Raw genomic sequence first — 22,105 nt, forward strand, 5'->3', positions numbered from 1 at the left:
AAACGCCGTAGTGGACGCCATACGGGACGGACGCCATACGCGACGGTGGTCGTACCGGTTCGGGCGCGGGGTGGGCTCTTCGGCGAGAATGGCCGCGTGATCCCGCAGAGCCTTCCCACGCCCGACCCCGCCCGCACCGCCCGCCTGCGTGACGCGCTGCGGGCCGCCGCCTTCACCGCCGACGGCTGCCTGGACCTGCTGGGCGCCACCGCCTACGCGGCGCTCTCGCGCGGCGAGACGGTGCCCGCGCTGCGCGCCACCCGGGGCGGCAGCCCGCTGGAGACGCTGACCAGGGTCTTCCTCCTCCAGCGCGCAGCCACCCGGGAGCAGGCCCGCGCCGCGCTGCCGCTGGACGACGCGCTGGCCGACGGCTGGCTGCGCGAGGCCCCCGAGGACGGCGCCGACGCCGTGCGCGCCACCGTGGACGTGCGGCCGTACGCGGGCGACGCGGGCGAGGACTGGTGGATCGTCTCCGACCTGGGCTGCGCGGTCGGCGGCGCGGGCGGCATCGGCGGCGGCGCGGAGTCGTTCGGTGACAAGGCGCCCGACCGCTCGCAGCTCGTGCTGGGCGTCGGCGGCGCGTCCACCACGCTCGCCGGCATCACCGTACGGACACCCGTGCGCACCGCCCTCGACCTGGGCACCGGCTCCGGGGTGCAGGCACTGCACGCCTCCACGCACGCCGCCCGGGTCACCGCGACCGACGTCAACCCGCGCGCCCTGGCCTTCGCCCGCCTGACCCTCGCGCTGTCCGGCGCGCCCGAGGCCGACCTGCGGCAGGGCGGCCTCTTCGAGCCGGTCGGGGAGGAGCGCTTCGACCTGATCGTCTCCAACCCGCCCTTCGTGATCTCACCCGGCGAGCGCTTCGTCTACCGCGACGGCGGCATGGCGGGCGACGACCTGTGCCGCGCCCTCGTCCAGCGGTCGGCCGGTCACCTGACCGACGGCGGCTACTGCCAGCTGCTCGCCAACTGGCAGCACGTCGAGGGCGAGGACTGGCGCGAGCGCGTCACCTCCTGGCTGCCGCGGGGCTGCGACGCGTGGATCGTGCAGCGCGAGGTTCAGGACCCCGCGCAGTACGCCGAGCTGTGGCTGCGCGACGGCGGCGATCACCGTGCGGATCCGGCCACCTACGCGGCGCGCTACGACGCGTGGCTGGAGGAGTTCGAACGCGCCAAGGTCAAGGGCGTCGGCTTCGGCTGGATCACGCTGCGCAACTCGGGCGCCGACGTCCCGTCCGTCACCGCCGAGGAGTGGCCGCACCCGGTGCGCCAGCCGCTGGGCGAGGAGATCCAGCGCTGGTTCGAACGCCAGGACTTCCTGCGCGCCCACGACGACGCCTCGCTGCTGGCGGCGCGCTTCCGGCTGGCCGAGGAGGTCGTCCAGGAGCAGGTCGGCGCGCCCGGCGCCGAGGACCCCGAGCACGTCGTGCTCCGCGGCAACCAGGGCATGCGCCGGGCCACCAAGGTCGACACGGTCGGCGCGGGCTTCGCCGGGGTGTGTGACGGAACGCTCAGCGCGGGCCGCATCCTCGACGCCATCGCGCAGCTGCTCGGCGAGGACCCGGTGGTGCTGCGCGACCGCACCCCGGCCTCGATCCGGCTGCTGGTCGAGCAGGGCTTCCTGGAGGCCGTGGACTGACCGCGGCGCCCGGCTGAGCAGGCACTTCCCGGCCGCGCCGGGCCCGGTCCCGCCTCGTGCGGCAGGCTGTCCCGCTCCGGCGTGCCGGACGCGCGAGGCCGTCCCGCCGCGCGCCGGAACCGCCCGTACCACCCGGTCCGTGCGGCGGAAAGCACGGTTGTCGGGTTACCGTTCGAGTGGCGCCCGCGGACTTTTCCCGTTTGACACGGGGGCCTGGGTTACGGTCACACTCCGCAGCGTCACCCTTCCGACCCCGAGAGAAGAGCCGAAGTTGTCCCCGACCACCGACACCGCGCAGGGCGGCCACCGCCTCGTCATCGTCGAGTCGCCCGCCAAGGCGAAGACGATCAAGGGCTACCTCGGCCCTGGCTACGTGGTCGAGGCGAGCGTCGGGCACATCCGCGACCTGCCGAACGGCGCCGCCGAGGTGCCGGACAAGTACACCGGTGAGGTGCGTCGCCTCGGTGTCGACGTCGAGCACGACTTCCAGCCGGTCTACGTCGTCAACAGCGACAAGAAGAGCCAGGTCAAGAAGCTCAAGGACCTGCTCGCCGACGCCGACGAACTCCTGCTCGCCACCGATGAGGACCGCGAGGGCGAGGCCATCGCCTGGCACCTGCAGGAGGTCCTCAAGCCCAAGGTGCCGGTGCGCCGGATGGTCTTCCACGAGATCACCAAGCAGGCCATCCAGGACGCGGTGCGCAACCCCCGCGAGCTGAACAAGCGCCTGGTCGACGCCCAGGAGACCCGCCGCATCCTCGACCGGCTCTACGGCTACGAGGTCTCCCCGGTGCTGTGGAAGAAGGTCATGCCCCGGCTGTCGGCGGGGCGCGTGCAGTCGGTGGCCACCCGGCTGGTCGTCGAGCGGGAGCGCGAGCGCATCGCGTTCCGCTCCGCCTCGTACTGGGACCTGACCGGCTCCTTCTCCACCGGCCGCGCCGGTGACGCCACCGACCCGGGCACCTTCTCCGCCCGTCTGACCTCCGTCGACGGCCGCCGGGTCGCCCAGGGCCGCGACTTCGGGCCGAACGGGCTGCTCAAGGAAGGCGTCCAGGTCCTGCACCTGGACGAGGCGAACGCCCGGGCGCTGGCTGCCGCGCTCGCGGACAGCTCGTTCAGCGTCCGTTCCGTCGAGTCCAAGCCGTACCGCCGCTCGCCCTACGCCCCCTTCCGTACGACGACCCTCCAGCAGGAGGCGTCCCGCAAGCTCGGCATGAGCGCGAGCGTCACGATGTCGGTGGCCCAGAAGCTGTACGAGAACGGCTTCATCACCTATATGCGTACCGACTCCACCACGCTGTCGGAGACCGCGATCACCGCGGCCCGCGCCCAGGTCACCCAGCTCTACGGCGGCGACTACCTGCCGGACAAGCCGCGCACCTACGCCGGCAAGGTCAAGAACGCCCAGGAGGCGCACGAGGCGATCCGCCCCTCCGGCGACCGCTTCCGCACCCCGGCCGAGACCCGGCTGACCGGCGACCAGTTCAAGCTGTACGAGCTGATCTGGATGCGCACGGTCGCCTCGCAGATGAAGGACGCCGTCGGCCAGTCCGTCACCGTCAAGGTCGGCGGCCGCGCGTCGGACGGCCGGGACGCCGAGTTCTCCGCGTCCGGCAAGATCATCACGTTCCACGGCTTCATGAAGGCCTACGTCGAGGGCGCCGACGACCCCAACGCCGAGCTGGACGACCGTGAGCGCAGGCTGCCGCAGGTCGCCGAGGGCGACGCGCTGACCGCCGACGAGATCACCGCCGACGGCCACTCCACCAAGCCCCCGGCGCGCTACACCGAGGCGTCGCTGGTCAAGGAGCTGGAAGAGCGCGAGATCGGCCGCCCGTCGACGTACGCGACGATCCTGGGCACCATCCTCGACCGCGGCTACGTCTTCAAGAAGGGCACCGCGCTCGTCCCGTCCTTCCTCAGCTTCGCCGTCGTCGGCCTGCTGGAGAAGCACTTCGGGCGCCTGGTGGACTACGACTTCACCGCCAGGATGGAGGACGACCTCGACCGGATCGCGCGCGGCGAGGCGCAGTCCGTGCCGTGGCTGCGGCGGTTCTACTTCGGCGAGGAGTCCGGCGACGCCCTGGGCGACGCGGCCGCTGCGGGCAACGGCGACGGCGACCACCTCGGCGGCCTGAAGGAGCTCGTGACTGACCTCGGCGCGATCGACGCCCGCGAGGTGTCCTCGTTCCCGGTCGGCGACGGCATCATGCTGCGCGTCGGCCGCTACGGCCCGTACGTCGAGCGCATGACGCGTGACGAGAACGGCGAGGAGGTCAGTCACCGCGCCGACGTGCCCGACGACCTGCCGCCGGACGAGCTGACCGTCGAGCACGCCCAGGAGCTGCTGGACAAGCCCAGCGGCGACTTCGAGCTGGGCGCCGATCCCGAGACCGGCCGTCAGATCGTCGCGAAGGACGGCCGCTACGGCCCGTACGTCACCGAGGTGCTGCCCGAGGGCACCCCGAAGACCGGCAAGAACGCGGTCAAGCCGCGCACCGCCTCGCTCTTCAAGTCGATGTCGCTGGACACGGTGACGCTGGAGGACGCCCTGCGGCTGATGTCGCTGCCGCGCGTCGTCGGCACCGACCCCGAGGGCGTCGAGATCACCGCGCAGAACGGCCGCTACGGCCCGTACCTGAAGAAGGGCACGGACTCGCGCTCGCTCACCTCCGAGGACCAGCTCTTCACGATCACCCTGGACGAGGCGCTGGCCATCTATGCGCAGCCCAAGCAGCGCGGCCGGGCCGCCGCCAAGCCGCCGCTGAAGGAGCTGGGCACCGACCCGGTCAGCGAGAAGCCGGTGGTCGTCAAGGACGGCCGCTTCGGCCCGTACGTCACCGACGGCGAGACCAACGCGACGCTGCGCCGGGACGACGACGTGGAGACCATCACGCCGGAGCGCGGCTACGAGCTGCTGGCGGAGAAGCGCGCCAAGGGCCCGGCGAAGAAGACCGCCAAGAAGGCCGCCGCCAAGAAGGCTCCGGCCAAGAAGGCTCCGGCCAAGAAGGCCCCCGCCAAGAAGACCGCGGCGGCGAAGAAGACGGCTGCGAAGAAGACCACCACGGCCAAGGCCGCCGCCAAGAAGACGACCACGGCCAAGACCGCCGCGGCCGGGAAGCCGGCGTCCTCCGCGGAGTCCGCCGAGTGACCTGCTGAACGATCTGCTGACGAGCGGAGTGCCGGACCGACCGATGGTCGGTCCGGCACTCCGCTCGTCTGATCGTCGTGTCACGGTGGCGTCACCGCACGGTGCGCGCGTTCGGGCGGGGCGGTTACGCCGCCCGCGTGTTGGTTAGGCTGGCAGGATGACGCGTGCCGAGCAGCCAACGGGCGAGCCCGAAGACTTCACCAACGCACTCGCCGCCGACTCCCGCGAGCGTGCTGTGACCGCCCTGCTGCGGGTCCCGGCCTTGCGCAGGCTGTGGACCGCGCAGGTCACCAGCTCCGTCGGGGACCGCCTCGGGCTGCTGGCGCTGCTCGCTCTGGCGGTCCAGGCGGCCGTGGCCCAGCAGGTGTTCGGCGGTGGCTACCGGGGCGTCAGCTTCGCGATCGCCGTCGTCTTCGGCCTGCGGCTGCTGGCCGGACTGCTGTTCGGCGCCGTCCTGCTCGGCCCGCTCTCCACGCTCACCGCGCCACAGGGCGTGCTCGACCGGCGTTGGACGATGATCGGATCGGACGCGGTCCGCCTCGGCCTCTTCGTCGTCGCGCCCCTGTGGATCGACTGGCTCCCGAGCAGCGCGCTGACCTGGCTGCTCGTCACCGTCTTCGTCACCGGCGTCGCCGAACGCGTGTGGAACGTCGCCAAGGACGGCGCCGCCCCCGCGCTGCTGCCCGCACCGCCCGCCGACGGCGTACGCCCCGGGCCCGACCACCTCGACGCGCTGCGCAGGCTGGACCTGCGCACCGGGTTCGTCGCGCTGCCGGTCGCCGCGGCCGGTCTGATCGCCGCCGCGCTCGTCAACAACCTGCTCGGCGTGTGGTCCCAGTGGTTCGCCACCCACCACGTCGCCCTCGTCAGCTACGTCGCCGCCGGGCTGTTCGCCGCCTCGGTCGCGGTGCTCTACCTGCTCGAACTCCCGGGCGGCGCCACCCCGCGCCCGCGCTCCCCGCTGGAGGGCCTGCGGCTGCCCAAGGGCCCGGCCGGCGCCGAGAAGGGCCGCACCGGCGCCCTGCCGACGCTGGTCCTGTCCTGCGCCGCCGTCGCCGGGGCGATCGCCGCCTCGGTCGCGGTCGCCGTCCTGCACGCCGTGGACCTCGGATTCGGGCCGGTCGGCTTCGGCCTGCTCGTGGTCGCCCTGACCGGCGGCGTGGTCTGGGGCATCCGCACCGCCCCACGCGTCCTGCCCACGCTGTCCCGCCGCCGCCTGCTGGGCCTGGCGATCGGCGTCACCGGGATCGCGCTGCTCCTCACCGGCCTCGTCCCGGACCCGGTGACCGTGCTGGCGCTGTCGCTGCTGGCCGGCTACGCGGCCGGGCTCGCCGCCAACACCGGGCACACCCTGATCGACCAGGAGGCCCAGGAGGCGCGCCGGACGCGGACCACGGAACACCTGCACGCGGTGGTCCGGGTCGCGGTGGCCGTCGCCGCGGTGGCCGCGCCCGCGGTCGCCGGGCTGATCGGGCCGCACCGGCTGGTCGACGGGTCGTTCACCTTCGACCACGGCGGCGCCGCGTTCACCCTGATGCTGGTCGGCGCGCTGCTGCTGCCGGTGGCCGCGCTGGTCATCGGGACGCTGGACGACCGGCAGGGCGTACCGCTGCGCCGCGATCTGCGCGAGGCGCTGCGCGGCGACGACCCGGCGCAGGCCCCGGCGGCCTCCGGGTTCTTCATCGCCGTCGAGGGCGGCGACGGGGCGGGCAAGTCCACGCAGGTCGAAGCGCTCGCCGAGTGGATCAGGGGCAAGGGCCACGAGGTCGTCGTCACCCGCGAGCCCGGCGCCACCGCCATCGGCAAGCGGCTGCGCTCGATCCTGCTGGACGTCGCGAGCGCGGGCATCTCGCACCGCGCCGAGGCGCTGCTGTACGCGGCGGACCGCGCCGAGCACGTCGACTCGGTGGTCCGTCCTGCCCTGGACCGCGGTGCGATCGTCATCTCGGACCGCTACATCGACTCCTCCGTCGCCTACCAGGGCGCGGGTCGCGACCTGGCGCCCACCGAGATCGCCCGCATCTCGCGCTGGGCCACCGGCGGCCTCGTACCGCACCTGACCGTGCTGCTCGACGTCTCGCCGCAGACCGCGCGGGAGCGGTTCACCGAGGCACCGGACCGGCTGGAGTCCGAGCCCGCCGAGTTCCACGACCGCGTGCGCCGCGGCTTCCTGACGCTCGCCGCCGCCGACCCCTCGCGCTACCTGGTGGTGGACGCGGGCCAGGAGCCGCAGGCCGTGACCCGCGTCGTACGGCACCGGCTCGACCACCTGCTGCCGCTGTCCCAGCAGGAGATCGAGGCCCGCGCGGAAGCCGAGCGCAAGGCCGCCGAGGAGGCCCGCAGGCGCGCCGAGGAGGAGGCCGCCCGCAAGGCCGAGGAGGAGCGGCTGGAGCGCGAGCGGCAGGAGCAACTGGCCAAGCTGCGCGCCGAGGAGGAGGAGCGCAAGCGCCAGGAGGAGGAACGGCGCAAGCGCGAGGAGGCCGAACGCCAGGCGGAGGCCGCCCGCCAGGCGGCCGAGGAGGCCCGCAAGCGCGCGGAGGAGGAACGAACCCGTCGCGAGGCGGAGGAACGCGCCCGCGCCGAGGAGCAGGAACGGTTGCGCCGCCAGAAGGAGGAGCAGGATCGCCTGCGTTCCGAGGCGGAGGCCCGCCGCCTGGAGAAGCAGCGCAAGGCCGAGGAAGCGCTCCTGCGTGCCGAACACGCCCGTGAGCAGGCCCGCTTGGCGGAGGAGGCCCGGCGCGCGGAAGAGGCCAGGCTGGCCGAGGAGGCACGGCGGGCGGAGGAGACCCGGCGTGCCCAGGAGGCCGCCAGGACCCCCGCCGAGCCCGAGGGCCGTGCCGACGCCGAGCCCGAGGGCCCTTCTGGGCGGTCTTCCGAGGGGCCGGACGCCGAGACGACGCAGACCGTGGAGACACCGGCTGCCGCGCCCGCGCCGCGCGCCGACGACGTGACGCAGACCGTCGAGACCCCGCACCTGGGGCGCACGGACGAGACCCGCACCGACGAGACCCGCACCATCGAGGTCCCGGCGGTTCAGGACCCGGCGGCGGGCGGCAGTGCGGACCCGGCGGCGGGCCGACGTACGGATCCGGACGCCGAGGCGACCACGGCCATGCCCTCGGTCCGGCCCTCGGCGCCCCCCGCCGACGACGAGACGGCGGTGCTGCCTCCGGTCCGGCCGGTCCGGCCCTCCGCGTCCGACGACGAGACGGCCGTGCTGCCTCCGGTGCGTCCGGGCGGCGGCGATCGCGGCAACCCGGCGGACCGCGTTCCGCCCGGGCTGTTCCGCGACGAGCGCGCCGAGTCCTCGGTCGAGCGCACCCGCGAACTGCCGCAGGTGACGGACCCGAACGCGCGGGGCCGCGCGAACCCGCAGGCGAAATCCGGGGAGGACGTCCCGCCGCGGCCCGCCAAGCGCCCCCGTCCCAGCTGGGCGGAGGAGACCCCGCTCGACGACCTGCCGACCCTGGCGGACGAACTCCTCGGCCCGCGCGACGAGGACGACCACCGCGACGAGCACCACGACGACCGCGACGAGCGGCACGGCGAGCGGCAGGACGAGCGGCGCGAAGGCCGCCGGGGGCGCGGCAGGCGCTGAGCGGCGGGCCGGAGTCGGGCCCCTTCGGGCAGTCGGAGTCGTCGGGCCCCTCGGGCAATCGGGGTCGCCGGGCTCCGGCAGTCCGGGGCGTCGGCGTTGCCGGCGTTGTCGGCGTTGTCGGACCCACCCCTCACAATGGGGGACGACGACGCAGGAGAGGAGGGACCGCCGATGCCCGTGTGGGACGACCTGGTGGGCCAGGGCCCGGTGGTCGAGTCGCTGACCGCCGCCGCCCGGGACGCCGACGCCTTCGTGACCGCGGTCGCCTCCGGCGAGGCGCCCTCCTCCGCCACGTCGAAGATGACGCACGCGTGGCTGTTCACCGGCCCGCCCGGCTCCGGCCGTGCCACCGCCGCGCGCGCCTTCGCTGCCGCGCTCCAGTGCGTCAGCCCCGACCGCGCGCTGGGCGGCGTGCCCGGCTGCGGCTTCTGCGACGGCTGCCACACGACGCTGGTCGGCACGCACGCCGACGTCGAGGTGGTCGCCACCGACCAGTTGTCGATCGGCGTGAAGGACACCCGGGACCTGGTGCGCCGCTCGTCGCTGTCCCCGGCGGGCGGGCGCTGGCAGGTGATCGTGCTTCAGGACGCCGACCGGCTCACCGAGGGCGCGGGCAACGTGCTGCTCAAGGCGGTCGAGGAGCCCGCCCCCCGTACCGTCTGGCTGCTGTGCGCGCCCTCCGTGGAGGACGTCCTGCCCACGATCCGCTCCCGCTGCCGCCTGCTGACGCTGCGCACGCCGCCGGTGGACGCGGTGGCCGACGTGCTGGTGCGCAGGGACGGCATCGAGCCCGAGCTCGCCGCCGTCGTGGCCCGCGCCACGCAGGGCCACATCGACCGGGCCCGGAGGCTCGCCACCGACGAGCGGGCCCGCGCCCGCCGCGCCGCGGTGCTGCGCCTGCCGCTGCAACTCGGCGACATCGGCGGCTGCCTGAAGGCGGCGCAGACGCTGGTGGACTCGGCGACCGAGGACGCCAAGCAGGTCGCGGAGGAGGTCGACGCCAAGGAGACGGAGGAGTTGCGGGCCGCGCTGGGCGCCGCGTCCGGCGCAGGCAGGCGGATGCCACGCGGCACGGCGGGCGTGATGAAGGAGCTGGCCGACCGCCAGAAGCGCCGTTCCACCCGCACCCAGCGCGACACGCTGGACCTCGCGTTGACCGACCTCGCCGGTTTCTACCGCGACGTGCTGGCCGTGCAGTTGGGCACCGCGGCGCCGGTCGCCAACGCCGAGGTGCGCGACGCGATCGACCGCATAGCCGCCTCCGGCCGCCCGGAGCAGACCTTGCGCCGCATCGAGGCGATCCTCGCCTGCCGCGAGGCGCTCGACGGCAACGTGGCACCGCTGCTGGCGGTCGAGGCGATGACGATGGCGCTGCGCGCGGGCTGAGCGCGTGCGGTCGGGTTGAGCGCGTGCGGGCGCCGTCCACTGGCTGACGTGGCGTCAGCCCGGCGCGGGGGCGGTTGGTGCCTTCGGGTGATCATCGGACGCGGCGCGGTTCGCTGCGCGTCCGGCGGGGGCAAGCCTTGCACGCTGGCTGGGGCCGGCCGGGACCGCTCTCTCGCGGCGGTGCCGTAGCCGCGACGCCGCGCGACCCCACCCGGCGACCGCGGCCGGGCCGGTCCGCCCGGCTGTCCGCCGCTGTCCCCCAGGTGGTGCGTCCGTTGTCCCTGCCCGTGTCGCTGCCCGTCTCGTCATCGGCCTCGTCGTCATCGGTCTCGTCGGTCTCATCGGCCTCATCGGTCTCGCCGCTGTGGCCGTGGCCGTCACCGTCGCCGTCCGCGCCGCCCTCACCCCTGTCGACGGTGCTGTCCGGCGCGTCCCGCGTGTCTGGCATGCCCGGCGCGTCCCGCGTGTCCGGCGTGCTTCCGCGACCGGCGTACGAGGCGGCGTCCGCCTCCGCCGGGGCGATCACGCTGCTCTGCGTCGTGCTGCTCGTCACCGCCGTCGCTGCGGCGCTCTGGCTCGGGCGTACCGCCGTCGCCCGCTGGACGCTGGAACGCGCCGGCCGCGCCTACGAACTCCCCGAGAACTACCGTCCCGCCGTCCTTCGGGCCGCCGCCGCCCTCGCCGTGCTGACCTGCGGGATCGTGGCCGCGGTGAGCCTGCCGGACGGAGAGCCCGCCGCCCGTGCGCCGCTCGCCGCCCCCACCCTGCCCGCGCCTCCGGTCCGTAAGGCACCCGTCCCGCACGCCGCGCCGCAGAACGCGGTGGAGCCCGCGCCGGTCACCATCGCGCGCCCGGCGGGCGGCACCCTCCAGCGGTTCGCGGACGGCACCCGGGTCTGGCTGCCCCCGCAGTACGCGTACGGCGGCAGGGCGTCGCAGGCGTTCCCGATGGTGGTCGCCTACCTGCCGGCGACCGCGCCGGACCGCGAGCCGCTGTACCCGGCGTTCGTGCGGCACGTGCGGCAGGGGCTGGCCGATCCGTTCGTGATCGTGCTGCCGCGCGACTGCTCGGTGGATCCGGGCAAGGCCCTCGCCACGGCGGCGCGGCACTACCGCACGGTCGGCGGGCGCGGGGCCCGGGCGGTGGTCGGAGTCGGTGCGCTGGCCGCGTGCGCGGTGCGGGCGGCGCTGGCGAACCCGGGACGGTTCGGCGCCGCGGTGGGCGTCTCCGGCACGTACGGCAAGGGTGCCGTCGGGGTGCCGCGCGTCCGGCCGCTTTCCGCTCCGCACGTCCTGCTCGCGTCGGCGTCGGGGGAGGACGGACAACGGGCGTCGGCGCTGCGGCTGCGGGCGGCGCTGCGCCGGGTGGGCGTACGCGTGCGGATCATCGACGGCGTGGTGCCCGACCCCGGTACCGGCGGCGACGCCCGCCGCCACGAACTGGCCCTGGTCTCGGAATACCTCACCGAGGAGCTGGCGGGCCCGGCGCGTCCGGCCTCGTGACGAGCCCCGGCGCACGCCGTCCGCCGACTCCGGCGTCACTCGTACGAGTTGCGCTGGACGCGCGCCACCGCCCGGGGTGCGGATACGCTCGCCAGACCCGACGGGAGGACCTGTGGCAGCCATGGACACCGCGCGCATGCTCCGCACTTCGGCAACCGTGCTCGCCGTCGCGGGCCTGACGCTCTCCGGCTGCTCGTCGGGCAACGGCCGGGGCGCGGCCGCGGCCACCACGGGCACCGGGGCCACGGCGGGCACGGCGGCGGTCACCTCGTCGAGTGGTCCGAGCCTCGCCCCGTTGCCCTCGGGAATCCCGGCCGACCTCCAGTCGTACTACACGCAGAAGCTCAGCTGGCACTCCTGCGACGGCCCGGGCTTCCAGTGCGCCACGATGCGGGTGCCGCTCGACTACGACCACCCGGTCGCCTCCGACGACCTCAAGCTCGCCGTCTCCCGCCAGCGCGCGAGCGGCCACGGCTCCCGCATCGGCTCGCTGCTGCTCAACCCCGGCGGCCCGGGCGGCTCGGCCATCGACTACCTGGACAACGTGGCGGCCAGCTATCCGGCGCCGGTGCGGGCCCGTTACGACCTGGTCGCCGTCGACCCGCGCGGCGTCGCCCGCAGCGCACCGGTGAAGTGTCTGAGCGACACCCAGATGGACGCGTACACCGAGGTCGACACGACACCGCGCACCCAGCCCGAGGTCGACGCGCTGTCCAAGGCGGACAACTCGTTCGGCCAGGCCTGCGAACAGCACTCCGCCAAGCTGCTCGGCCACGTCAGCACCATCGACTCGGCCCGCGACATGGACGTCCTGCGCGCCCTGCTGGGCGACGCCAAGCTCAACTACGTCGGCAAGTCGTACGGCACGTTCCTGGGCGCGACGTACGCGGGCCTCTTCCCCAGCCGGGTCGGTCACGTCGTGCTCGACGGCGCGATGGATCCGTCGCTGTCCTCGCTGAAGATGGCCGAGACGCAGGCCGGCGGCTTCGAGACGGCGTTCCAGGCCTTCGCCAAGGACTGCGTGACGCGGGCTGACTGCCCGATGGGTCGCAGCACGGCCGCCGCCAACACCTACATCGCGTCGTTCCTGAACCGGCTGGACGCCCACCCGCTGGCCACCGGCCAGAGCCGCACGCTCGGCCAGTCGCTCGGCGAGACCGCGCTGATGGAGGCGATGTACTCCAAGGAGCTGTGGCCCCTGCTGCGGCAGGCGCTGAGCGCGGCCAACAGCGGCGACGGCAGCCAGCTCCTCGCCCTCTCCGATCAGTACTACGAACGCAACGCGGACGGCACGTACTCCAACCTCATGGCCGCCAACGCCGCCGTGAACTGCCTGGACCTGCCCCCGGCGGCGACCACCCCGGCGCAGGTGAAGGCCGCGATGCCGGCGTTCATGAAGGAGTCGCCGCGGTTCGGCGACGACTTCGCGTGGATGAGCCTGAGCTGCGCGAACTGGCCGGTCAAGCCCACCGGCCGCGCCGAGCGCATCCCCGCCAGGGGTGCCGCCCCGATCCTGGTCGTCGGCACCACCCGCGACCCGGCGACCCCGTACGCGTGGGCCCGCTCCCTGGCCGGCCAGCTGACGAGCGGCCGCCTGCTGACCTACGAGGGCGACGGCCACACGGCCTACGTCAACGGCGACGACTGCATCGACACGGCGGTCAACGGCTACCTCCTCCAGGACAAGCTCCCGCCGGAGGGCAAGCGCTGCGCGTGAACGCGCCGGGGGCGCGGGGCGGCCGCAGGTGGCCGTGGGCGGGCGGAGCACGTGGACCGGAGTCGGCGGCGCGGTCGCCGCACGTGGACCCGAGGCGGCGGGGGCGTCGGTGCCGCACGTGGACCTGAGCTGGCCGGGGCGCGGGTGCCGCACGTGAAACGCGGTACGAAGCACCCCCGTGGCGTGTGTAAACTTGCACCCGTTGCCCCCAGCGGGGGCGGCGCTGCCGCCTTAGCTCAGTCGGCCAGAGCGACGCACTCGTAATGCGTAGGTCAAGGGTTCGATTCCCTTAGGCGGCTCCGATAAAAGCCCAGGTCAACGACGTTATCGTCGGAGATCTGGGCTTTTTCAGTTGCAGCGCCGGTTGCAGTAGTGGCGGCGTGGAGGGGTTCGGGCTTCCCGGTCCGGCCCCAGAGCGCCTGGCCCATACGGGAGGCGGCTTCCTGGGCGAGCGGGACGGCGATGTGGGTGTACCGGGTGGTCACGCGGAGATCGGAGTGACCGAGGATCTCCATCACGATCCGGACGTCGACGCCGTACTCCAGGAGCAGCGTCGCGGAGGTGTGCCGCCCGTCGTGCACCCGGGCGTCCCGGACACTGGCGATCCGTAGCAGCGCCTTCCAGTCCTCCCAGTCGTCGCGCGGATCGACCGGCCGTCCGTCCGGCTGGCAGAACACGAGGTCGTTCTCCTGCCACACGGCGCCTGCTTGGGAGCGCTGGCGTTGCTGCTCGATGCGGTGCGCCTCAAGCTCCGGGATCAGCTCAGGCGGAAGCGAGATGGTGCGCTTGCTCTTGCCCTTCGGCTCGCGGAAGACGAGTCCGCCGCCTTTGCGTTGCGGGCAGGTGCTCGCGTGGCGGGCGCAGTCCTTCGGGCAGGGCGGGGGACAGGCGCGCGTGTGCTGCTTGCACGCCTTCGGGCACGGCTTGGTCTTGTGCCGCTTCACGCCGCAGGCATGCGGGTCGTCGCACCCGTGCTGCCAGGTGTTGCGCTGGAGTTGCCACCAGACGCGTACGCGGCCGGTGTTGAGGTCCAGGTACGACCAACGCAGCCCCAGCGCCTCGCCCTGCCGTAGGCCGAGTGCGAGTCCGACCGACCAGCGCACAGCGCTGGGTCGCCGCTGGGCGGCCGTGAGGATCTGCCGCGTCTCATCCCGGGTGAACGGGACGATCTCCGCCTCGCGCACGGTGGGCGGCTCAACGAGTTGCGCGACGTTGCGCGCGATGATCCCGCGCCGGACAGCGATCTTGAGCATCCGGGACAGTACGCGGTGAACCTTGAGCACGTGGCTCGGTGCCTTCCCGGCGTCGAGCATCTTCGCGTACAGCCTGTCCAGGTGCTCGGGTTGGAGCCGGTCCAACTTGTGCTGTCCGAGCCCCGGGACGATCCAGTTCTTCGCCTTGGAGCGGTAGTCGTCCAGCGAGCGGGGCGCGAGGGTGCGCGGCGCGATGGTGTCGAGATAGGTGGTCACCCACGCCTCGACGGTCGGCACGCGCCCCTTGCCGGGAACGTTCCCGGCGTCGCGCTTGCGCTCCAACTCGCGAATTTTGTCGCGTACTTCGCTTGCTGTCTTGCCGCTCCTGTGACGTCGATCGAGTGAACCGTCGTCCTTCAGGCCGATGGTGATGTACGCGTGGTACGCGCCGTCCGCCCCGAGGTAGATCTTGCTGTGGCCGTTGGGTTGCCGTTTGCTCATGCGGATTCCTCCTGTTCCTGTTCGCGTCGTCGGTCGAGGTAGTCGAGGAGCGCGCGGGCGGGGATCTTGCGGCTCCGGCCGATGTGGATGGATTCGATCTCACCCGAGGCGAGAAGGTCATAGAGCTTGCTCCTGCCGATCCGTAGGGCGTGCGCGGCTTCCGCGACGGTGTAGACGAGACGTTCGGTCGGATTCGTGATCGTCGTGGTGATCACCTCCTCTCGGTGGGGGGGCGGGGCGGAGTCGTCCGCGTGGACGTCCGCCGCGCCGTCCGCAGCCCGCTACGCGCAGGCGCGCGAGGGGACGCGGACGTTCGCGCGGACGCGGACGATCAACCGTTCATCGTGGTCTTCGCGGTTTCCCCGGACTCTGACCGCCACCGGCCCCTGGAGACCTGGATGACGCGCCCGGCTGCGGCGTGCTCCTGCAACCGCCGGTAGACCCACGTGCGGCCCATGCCGGAGACCCGCATGAGGTCGGCGACGGAGTGGCCTTGTGGCGGGGCGGCGTCGAGTGCGCGGAGGAGTACTGACTCCGGGCCGCCCTCGGGCTCCGACTCCTCTTCCTGCAAGACGAGTTCGGCGTCGATCACTTCGTCGTCCTCGTCAGATGCTTCGCACGTACGGGTGGCCGACTGCGACAGGGCGTCGAGTCGCGGTCGGGTCGGCCCGTACCGAGCGGCCGTCGCGCTCACCTCGGCGTCCGTCACGAGGTACGCGCGAGCGCGTTGCGGTTCGTCGGCACCGGGCGCGGAGAGCAGGAACTTGCCGGGCGCGTCGAGCGTGTGAGCGGTCCAGCCAGCGGCCAACATGCCCTGCCCGAGGACGAGATCGACGTCTCGCCGCTCACGCACCCGCAGGCACACGCGTACGTCCATCTGCGACCGGACCGCCTTGCGACCCATGGCCTGCTGCGTAGGCCGTTGCGTCGCGGCGAGTAAGGTCACGGCGACAGCCCGCCCGCGGCGGGCGATCGAGTCGGCGTGGCCGAGAGCTTCCTCCGCCTCCTCAGCCAGTTCCGCGTACTCGTCAACGACGATCACTAGAGCGGGCGCTGTAACGGTCGGTTCCCAGACACGTAGTCCACGCCGGCTCAGGGCGCCCGCGCGGCTCTCCAACACCCTTGTGCCGTCCCGCAGCAGGACCGTGGCCTCCTGCGGCGTCGTGGCCAGTCTGTCGAGACAGGGTGCCCACGGCTGGAGTTCCATGCCGCCCTTGAGGTCGATGCCCCAGAGGACGACGTCGGGGCAGGCAGCGAGATCGGCGAGGATGACATTCAGGACTCCACTCTTGCCGGAACCGGCGATACCGCCGATCAACGCGTGACGACGCAGCAACGAGACGAGGGCAGGGGAGGCGTCTTCGTGGACGCCCAGTTCGATGGGTTCGTGCACGGACGAGACGGAGGGGCCCGTCCACGGGATCGGCTTCGCGTGGGGGTCGCGGTCGAGAACGCGCAGGGTGAAGTGGTCGGCCCGCGCCTCGTCCGGAGCCACCCGCACCGCGCCGGGGCGCGTACCGAGGCCGGACTCGATCGCCGGGACGCGGTTGAGCGCGTCAGCCGCCGTCTGGCCGCCGCGCAGTCCCACCCGCGCCCGCCACCCCCAGGCGTCCACCACCGCGGAGACGATCCGGGAGCCCACGAGACCGATGGCCTCAGCGTTGTCCGGCCAAGCTCGGATGGTGCGTTCGACGGACACTCGTGCCCTACGGCGCCGGTGCGTCCACCACGGCACCCCGGCGGTCGGAGTACCGAGGAGCAGCAGCCACGGCAGCGGCGACCAGCTCACGCCGACCGCCGTGGCCAGCGTGAGCCAGATCCCTGCCGCGCATGCCGTCAGGGACGCGTAGAGCCGTTCCTCGAAGCGATCCAGACGCCGCAGCAACCAGCCCTTCACCAGCGCCACGGACAACGTGACCGTGACGAGGCCGATCCACGGCCAAGCCCCGGGGTGGGTCGCGTGCAGCACGATGCCGGCGGCGCCCAGCGAGGACCCGAACGCGATCGGCGCCAGTTCCGACCGATACCGGAACAGCCAGCGTGCGAGTGCTTCCACGAACGCCCCACCGCGCCGGTCGTTGAGCACGAGCATGAGCGGCGGGACGTCCTGCTTCCTGAATTGCTTCCGGGCGCGCCGTGCGTACCGTTGGGAATTTCGCCGCAAAGACATTCCTCCTTCCACAGGTTGGGGATTTCACGGGTGGATTCCTCCCAGGAACCGCGCGCCTGCCCGGACCGTGGCGCCGACGTACGGCGCGAGGGAACTCGACGCGAGCAGGAATCCGAAGAGGGTGCACAGCACCACGTGTGAGACAGCGATCCGGCCGTACCGCCAGAGCGCGAAGATCGCGGCTCCGAGCAGGACGAGCGCGGAGAGCGAGAGAACCACGAGACCTCCCTTCCGGCCCCATCAGGCGAGCAGCACGAGGGCCAGGACGGCAGAGACAGCGACGGCGAACGTGAACCGCTGGGGTGAGGACGTCGCCCACAGCACGAAGAGCGCGAGGCCGCGCACCGGCAGGGCGGAAACCCGGAAGGCGACGGGGACGGCTTCGCCGGTCGCCGACCACGCGCGGGTGAAGTGCGCGGCAGGCCGGACGGAGACGCCACTGATCTCGACGGCGGTCGGCGCCTGCCTCCGCAGGTGACGCCTTCCGTCCTTCACCCGCACCAGTTCGGTCGTGTGCGGAGTCACGATGCGTTCACCACCTCGGAGACGAAGAAGCTGGACTGGTTGAAGGCGCGCCACTGGTCGCGGCGCTTGCCGTTCAGGCGGCGCAGCCACCGCAGCCGTCCACGGCACTTGCGGCAGAGGTCGCCCCGGCCGTCGATCAGCGCGCCGCACGGGCAGGTGCGTGGTGCCTCGGGGTTGGCGTTGGGCTGAGTCCTCTCTGTGCGTGGCATCGGACCTCCTCTCTCGGCGGTCCGGGTGAGCTGATCTCTCGACTCCGACTTGCACATGTACAGCATGTGCAAGTTTCAGCGTCGCTTCACGACGAACGGAGGTCAAGGGGGCTTTCACGAACCGCAGTTGACGGTGGATCTGTGCGGACATTCCCGCACGACAACGAGCATCCGATGAGAGGATGGGACGCGATCACCACATGACTGGACGTGTGCAAGACGTCTCCATGGGCGGGGACGTCCCTGGAGAACCCAGGTGGGGGCAGATGCCGAACGAGAGACTGCGAGCGGCCCTGTTAGAGAGGGGCGTGACGCCGACCGCCCTGGCCAGCGCGGTGGACGTGGACCCGAAGTCGGTCGAGCGCTGGATCAGCGGACGTATGCCGTACCGCAAGCACCGGTACGCCGTGGCGACCTTCCTGAGCGTCGAGGAGGGTTATCTCTGGCCCGACGCCCTGCCGCGTCAACAAGTGGCCAGTGCCTCGGAGAGTGAAATCCTCAATGTCTATCCGCACCGCTGGGCGGTGCCCAGGGACGCCTGGGGACGTCTCTTCGAGACGGCGGGGCACGAGATCGGCGTGCTGGTCTACAGCGGGCTGTTCCTCGCGGAGGACGCCGGCGTTCTGCGCACCTTCGCCGACAAGGCCGAGACGGGTGTCCGCGTGCGCGTCCTGCTCGGCGATCCGGACAGCGCCCACGTGGCGAACCGCGGTGCCGACGAGGGCATTGACGACGCGATGGCGGCGAAGATCAGGAACGTGATGGTGCTGTACGACCGGGCGTTGGGCGGTGCCGATGGCGTCGAACTCCGCCTGCACGACACGGTGCTCTACAACTCCGTCTACCGCGCCGACGATCAGCTCCTCGTCAACACCCATGTGCACGGCTTCGGCGCCTCCCACGCCCCCGTATTGCACCTCAAGCGCATCCCGGGCGGGGAGATGGTGAACACCTACGTCGAGAGCTTCGACCGCATCTGGGCACAGGCGAAGCCCGTGCACCCGTGAACCACACTTCTTAGGACTCCTATGGCATCGAGGATCGACTACTTCGACGACCCCAGGGCACCGAAGGCCAACAGCCTGGTGCCGTCCGCCAACGTCGTGGTGCTCAACGAGCGCGACGAGATCCTGATGATCCGCCGCAGCGACAACGACAATTGGGCCGTGCCCGGCGGTGCGATGGACCTGGGCGAATCGCTGCCGGACACTGCCGTGCGCGAGTGCGAAGAGGAGACCGGCATCCGCTGCGAAATCACCGGCCTGGTCGGTATCTACACCGACCCGCGCCACGTCATCCTCTACACGAGCGACGGCGAGTGCAGGCAGGAGTTCTCAGTCGTGTTCACGGCGCGAGCGGTCTCCGGCACGCCGACCCCGAGCAGTGAGTCCCGAGAGGTCGAGTGGGTTTCGGTTGAGCGGGCGGCGGGCTTGCAGATGGACCGGTCGATGCGCAAGCGCCTCGATGACTACCTGGCAGGTCTGGACGCCCCGCACCTTGGCTGACTAGCGCTTCGCCGCCCGCGCGTGAGCCAGCCTCGCGGCGACCGCGTGCGAGGCGGACGTCAGGGTGGGCGCGGCGCGGGTGATCGACCGGGTGACCACGTGATCGGGCCCGTAGCGGGAGAGGATCTCCTTGATCCGTTCCTCAGTGGTGGTCTGTCCGCCGTGAGGCGTCGTGGTCATGTCGCAGTAGATCAGCGCTTGGACGAGTGCCTCGCCCTCGACAGTGAACTCCGACGCCAACTCCCTTTGCAGGGAACGCTCTTGCGCCTCGATCAGCGCGCACGAGTGGTGAGCGACGAGATCGCACAGGCGCCGATCGGCATGGATGGTGTCCCTCAAGTACCTTGCACCGTCGAGTGGATGGAACCCGGTGTCCGCAATCTGCGGCGCGTAACCGATGTCGTGGAGCCAGGCCGCGCACTGCACGAGTCCGGCGTCGTCGCCCAGGATCGGAGCGAGGCTTTCCGCTCGCGCGGCGACGCCTTGGGAGTGTGCCCAGCGGCGGGGGAGAGGTTCCTCGAGCAGCCGTCGAGCCAGTTCACGCGCCTCTGAGACGTCCATGCTTCGAGGCTAACGGCTACGCACGAACCAGCCCTTGCCTTGCACCGATTCGACAAGTCCAGCACCGGACAGGTCGGCCAGCGCCTGGCGGGCGGTTCCGCGGGACACGCCGTACTGCGTCGTCAACGCGGCTTCACTCGGCAACGCGGCACCTTCCGAGAGGTCCCCGCGCTCGATCGCCGCACGCAGCTCGGCAGCTATCTCGCGGTAACGCGCGGGCTTGGGCTGCACGGGGGCGGTGCTGCGCTGCTCGGGTGGCCGGACCATCCGTCCGCGCCCCGGAAGCGACTCGATCAGTCCCTCCTGCTCAAGCTGTGCGAGCGCCCGCCGCAGGGTGTTCCTGACGACGCCGTACTCCTGGGCGAGCGCCACCTCGGACGGCAGGAGTTCGCCGGCGGACAGCGCACCCGTACGGATGCGCTCGCGCAGCGCGTTGGCGATCTGGGCGTACGCGCCCCAGGCCGTCGATCGTGGGCTCACGCTGTCCTCTTCGGTCGTCCGAGCCGCGTGCGCGGCCGAGGTGAAGCCATCATGCCGAACCATTTCGTCGCGGGGCGCGTGCCCCGGTGAACCGATCGACGCAGGTGGGTAGTTCACGACCGAGGCGGTGAGCGAAGGGCAGGAAGGCGACAGGGCGAACGGTCCACGTAACGCGGGTCTGTCCGTGGTAGATCGACAGTTCGAAGTCCCGCCGGTCGAGCAGATCGTCGACGGCCGGGCGCGTGCCACCGTCCAGCCAGGCGAGGGCGGCGCGCAGCTCGTCGGAGGCGAGGGCGGAGACCAGCGTCCGCAGGGTGACGCGCACCACCGGATCGCTTGCTCGGGAGCGTAGGCGTCGATGGAAGCAACGTTCCGCATTTGGGTGTCCGTCACGTTGGCGCGGACGGTGCACTCGCACCAGTAGCCAGGGAGAGTGCCGGGGGAGTCGCCCATCACGACCGCTCACCAGAGGTCGAGCGTGCGCCCGCGTCGATCTCGCACCAGACACACTTGTCGGTGTTGGTACGAAAGCACCCCCAACGCGTCGTGAGCGCCGCGACGATGTGCAGGCCGCGCCCGGATTCGTCGTTGGGAGAGGTAGCGGTTCGAGGCGCAGGAAGCGCCGGTTCGTCGTCGTGTACTTCGAGCCGAACGGTCGTCCCGCACGTCAGCAGGCGCAGGTGGATGGACGCGGAGAACGGCCCCGTGCGGTGAACGACGGAGTTCGTCACGAGTTCGGAGACGACAGGAACGAGGCTCGCTGCGACCTCTCCGCGTTCGCCGGCCGACAGCGCGACCTTGGTGAACTCCCGCGCGAGCCGCGCGGACGAGGGATCGCTCCGCAGCACGAGCGAGCCGAGGAGTTCAGTGGTACGGGGGAACCCGGAGAAGGGCGCCCTACTGGTCAGAGTGCTCACGGGACACCCCCGGGAAGCGGCTAGCGCCGTAGATGCTCTGCATACCAAGGAGCGTTGCGTGAGCGTCCGGCCATCTGAACCACGTCTTAGGGACGTCTCGGGACGTCTAGCACCTCTAAAGACGTCCCACGAGCGGTTTCCTATTGCCTTACGCGGCGCCGGAATCTATCTCGTCAGCGCACGATAAGCACCCTTGTCGTTGGCTCTCTACTATCTTGCGAAAGGTCGTTTGCGAGCCCTTCGGGGTTGCTTAGTTGTCTAGTCGGGTCGTAGACAAGGGCGAAGATCGCTCTACAGTCCGGATGTTTTGGATAGCGCCCCCAATCTACAAGGAGTTCGTCCCCCAGAGTCTTGTCTGTCATGGACTTCCGGGTCATCTTGGTCTCGACTACGATCCCGCTGTCGCGAATCAAGTAGTCCACCCTGCTGCGCGCACCAGAGTGCTGGGGGGTGAAGTCTTCTGGGCGAACATCCCTGTATAGGAATCGAAGCAGGGCGAGTACAATCACCTGCAAGTCTGATTCTCTCGCGATCCTGGGTCCGATGACGTTCGAATTTTTCGATGCGTTGAGGACGTCAAGGTACCTTGGCAATCGAGAAAATAGCGAGGCGAGCTGCTCCAACTCGGCGGCTAGATCACCTGAGTAGAAGATAGAGCCGAGTAGAATCTCTTTCTATTCGGCAAAACTTTGTGCAAAGGTTGTCTCGTACGGATGAGACCACTCGGGGATGAAGGAGTTCGATTCGCTCGCGTTATAGAATTGATTCTTTTCGAGTGGGCTGGAGAGGAAAGCTTTAATTCGTTTAATGAAGTCGCCTCCTTCGTACATGTCGATGAATTTCGGCAGGTCTTCCGCGGGGACAACTCTCTTGGCTCGCGCGTACCAACTGTGGTACTTTTTTCTGTTCTCGAGCAGTGTCGAACTGGACGGTGTGGTTGGCGTCTGCCAAGTAGCAAGATCGCTGGAAATCTGCTCTGCTTCTTCGAGAAGTGACTCAATTTCTGTGCGTCGGCTCTCGGAATCTGCGGTAAGTTCCATTTGTGTTGT

20 protein-coding genes and 1 tRNA gene are annotated in these 22,105 nt (G+C 71.3%); 9 read left to right on the top strand and 12 right to left on the bottom strand.

Annotation, left to right across the window (positions count from 1 at the left end; genetic code table 11):
- The first annotated feature begins 99 nt into the window (after positions 1-99).
- From K7472_RS27215 to K7472_RS27245, 7 genes are all read left to right on the top strand, one after another.
- Positions 100-1,641: a DUF7059 domain-containing protein gene (locus K7472_RS27215; protein ID WP_372458097.1), complete on the top strand. Its 1,542-nt coding sequence runs from the start codon at positions 100-102 to the stop codon at positions 1,639-1,641.
- A 271-nt stretch (positions 1,642-1,912) separates the two neighbouring features.
- The gene (gene topA / locus K7472_RS27220) at positions 1,913-4,792 is read left to right on the top strand and encodes a type I DNA topoisomerase (protein WP_222981222.1); all 2,880 of its coding nucleotides are present in this window, start codon (positions 1,913-1,915) and stop codon (positions 4,790-4,792) included.
- A gap of 157 nt (positions 4,793-4,949) precedes the next feature.
- Positions 4,950-8,390, top strand: a complete 3,441-nt coding sequence (gene tmk / locus K7472_RS27225) for a dTMP kinase (RefSeq protein WP_222981223.1) — start codon at positions 4,950-4,952, stop codon at positions 8,388-8,390.
- Between the two features lie 171 nt (positions 8,391-8,561).
- The gene (locus K7472_RS27230; RefSeq protein ID WP_222981224.1) at positions 8,562-9,776 is read left to right on the top strand and encodes a DNA polymerase III subunit delta'; all 1,215 of its coding nucleotides are present in this window, start codon (positions 8,562-8,564) and stop codon (positions 9,774-9,776) included.
- A gap of 473 nt (positions 9,777-10,249) precedes the next feature.
- Positions 10,250-11,278 carry a hypothetical protein gene (locus K7472_RS27235; protein ID WP_222981225.1) on the top strand — a complete coding sequence of 343 codons (1,029 nt, stop codon included), beginning with the start codon at positions 10,250-10,252 and terminating at the stop codon, positions 11,276-11,278.
- 121 nt (positions 11,279-11,399) lie between these two features.
- The gene (locus tag K7472_RS27240; protein WP_222981226.1) at positions 11,400-12,995 is read left to right on the top strand and encodes an alpha/beta hydrolase; all 1,596 of its coding nucleotides are present in this window, start codon (positions 11,400-11,402) and stop codon (positions 12,993-12,995) included.
- Between the two features lie 225 nt (positions 12,996-13,220).
- Positions 13,221-13,294, top strand: a tRNA-Thr gene (locus K7472_RS27245).
- Here K7472_RS27245 and K7472_RS27250 read toward each other — a convergent pair.
- The 6 genes from K7472_RS27250 to K7472_RS27275 form a co-directional block, all read right to left on the bottom strand.
- Positions 13,268-14,689: a tyrosine-type recombinase/integrase gene (locus K7472_RS27250; RefSeq protein WP_222981227.1), complete on the bottom strand. Its 1,422-nt coding sequence runs from the start codon at positions 14,687-14,689 to the stop codon at positions 13,268-13,270. The two genes, K7472_RS27245 and K7472_RS27250, sit on opposite strands and share 27 nt — an antisense overlap.
- A complete protein-coding gene (locus K7472_RS32995) occupies positions 14,686-14,904 on the bottom strand; it encodes a helix-turn-helix domain-containing protein (protein WP_308014109.1) in 219 nt (72 codons plus the stop codon). The genes K7472_RS27250 and K7472_RS32995 overlap by 4 nt, the downstream gene beginning before the upstream one ends.
- Before the next feature lie 116 nt (positions 14,905-15,020).
- Positions 15,021-16,745, bottom strand: a complete 1,725-nt coding sequence (locus K7472_RS27260) for an FtsK/SpoIIIE domain-containing protein (protein WP_222981228.1) — start codon at positions 16,743-16,745, stop codon at positions 15,021-15,023.
- 138 nt (positions 16,746-16,883) lie between these two features.
- Positions 16,884-17,078 (bottom strand): hypothetical protein, encoded by a 195-nt coding sequence (locus K7472_RS27265; RefSeq protein WP_222981229.1) that lies wholly within the window; start codon positions 17,076-17,078, stop codon positions 16,884-16,886.
- A gap of 21 nt (positions 17,079-17,099) precedes the next feature.
- Positions 17,100-17,384, bottom strand: a complete 285-nt coding sequence (locus K7472_RS27270) for a hypothetical protein (RefSeq protein ID WP_222981230.1) — start codon at positions 17,382-17,384, stop codon at positions 17,100-17,102.
- On the bottom strand, positions 17,381-17,593 hold the full coding sequence (locus tag K7472_RS27275) for a hypothetical protein (RefSeq protein WP_222981231.1): 213 nt from the start codon (positions 17,591-17,593) through the stop codon (positions 17,381-17,383). Before K7472_RS27275 ends, K7472_RS27270 begins: the two co-directional genes overlap by 4 nt.
- A 266-nt stretch (positions 17,594-17,859) precedes the next feature.
- On the opposite strand from K7472_RS27275, the gene K7472_RS27280 reads away from it, so the two are divergent.
- The gene (locus K7472_RS27280) at positions 17,860-18,600 is read left to right on the top strand and encodes an XRE family transcriptional regulator (protein ID WP_222981232.1); all 741 of its coding nucleotides are present in this window, start codon (positions 17,860-17,862) and stop codon (positions 18,598-18,600) included.
- Between the two features lie 21 nt (positions 18,601-18,621).
- Entirely contained in the window at positions 18,622-19,098 is a 477-nt protein-coding gene (locus tag K7472_RS27285) for an NUDIX hydrolase (RefSeq protein WP_222981233.1), read from the top strand.
- Here the strand turns inward: K7472_RS27285 and K7472_RS27290 are convergent, their stop codons facing one another.
- The 6 genes from K7472_RS27290 to K7472_RS27315 all read right to left on the bottom strand — a co-directional run bounded on the left by K7472_RS27290 (position 19,099) and on the right by K7472_RS27315 (position 22,096).
- Complete coding sequence (locus tag K7472_RS27290; RefSeq protein WP_222981234.1) at positions 19,099-19,659, bottom strand: HD domain-containing protein; 561 nt, start codon at positions 19,657-19,659, stop codon at positions 19,099-19,101. It lies immediately after the preceding gene.
- 9 nt (positions 19,660-19,668) lie between these two features.
- Positions 19,669-20,139 carry a GntR family transcriptional regulator gene (locus K7472_RS27295; protein ID WP_222981235.1) on the bottom strand — a complete coding sequence of 157 codons (471 nt, stop codon included), beginning with the start codon at positions 20,137-20,139 and terminating at the stop codon, positions 19,669-19,671.
- A 49-nt stretch (positions 20,140-20,188) separates the two neighbouring features.
- Complete coding sequence (locus K7472_RS27300) at positions 20,189-20,467, bottom strand: hypothetical protein (RefSeq protein WP_222981236.1); 279 nt, start codon at positions 20,465-20,467, stop codon at positions 20,189-20,191.
- 124 nt (positions 20,468-20,591) lie between these two features.
- Entirely contained in the window at positions 20,592-21,056 is a 465-nt protein-coding gene (locus tag K7472_RS27305; protein WP_222981237.1) for an ATP-binding protein, read from the bottom strand.
- 173 nt (positions 21,057-21,229) lie between these two features.
- Positions 21,230-21,679 carry a PD-(D/E)XK nuclease domain-containing protein gene (locus K7472_RS33785; protein WP_222981238.1) on the bottom strand — a complete coding sequence of 150 codons (450 nt, stop codon included), beginning with the start codon at positions 21,677-21,679 and terminating at the stop codon, positions 21,230-21,232.
- Positions 21,680-21,730: 51 nt separating this feature from the next.
- The gene (locus K7472_RS27315; protein ID WP_222981239.1) at positions 21,731-22,096 is read right to left on the bottom strand and encodes a hypothetical protein; all 366 of its coding nucleotides are present in this window, start codon (positions 22,094-22,096) and stop codon (positions 21,731-21,733) included.
- Positions 22,097-22,105 lie beyond the last annotated feature (9 nt).

It is taken from the genome of Streptantibioticus parmotrematis (assembly GCF_019890615.1).
Classification (GTDB): Bacteria; Actinomycetota; Actinomycetes; order Streptomycetales; family Streptomycetaceae; genus Streptantibioticus_D; species Streptantibioticus_D parmotrematis.

Excerpts from the sequence above, each read along its gene's own strand:
- tmk (WP_222981223.1), top strand. The coding sequence starts at position 4,950 with ATGACGCGTGCCGAGCAGCCAACGGGCGAGCCCGAAGACTTCACCAAC.
- K7472_RS27230 (WP_222981224.1), top strand. The coding sequence starts at position 8,562 with ATGCCCGTGTGGGACGACCTGGTGGGCCAGGGCCCGGTGGTCGAGTCG.
- K7472_RS27240 (WP_222981226.1), top strand. The coding sequence starts at position 11,400 with ATGGACACCGCGCGCATGCTCCGCACTTCGGCAACCGTGCTCGCCGTC.
- K7472_RS27250 (WP_222981227.1), bottom strand. The coding sequence starts at position 14,689 with ATGAGCAAACGGCAACCCAACGGCCACAGCAAGATCTACCTCGGGGCG.
- K7472_RS27275 (WP_222981231.1), bottom strand. The coding sequence starts at position 17,593 with ATGCCACGCACAGAGAGGACTCAGCCCAACGCCAACCCCGAGGCACCA.
- K7472_RS27280 (WP_222981232.1), top strand. The coding sequence starts at position 17,860 with ATGCCGAACGAGAGACTGCGAGCGGCCCTGTTAGAGAGGGGCGTGACG.
- K7472_RS27285 (WP_222981233.1), top strand. The coding sequence starts at position 18,622 with ATGGCATCGAGGATCGACTACTTCGACGACCCCAGGGCACCGAAGGCC.
- K7472_RS27290 (WP_222981234.1), bottom strand. The coding sequence starts at position 19,659 with ATGGACGTCTCAGAGGCGCGTGAACTGGCTCGACGGCTGCTCGAGGAA.
- K7472_RS27315 (WP_222981239.1), bottom strand. The coding sequence starts at position 22,096 with ATGGAACTTACCGCAGATTCCGAGAGCCGACGCACAGAAATTGAGTCA.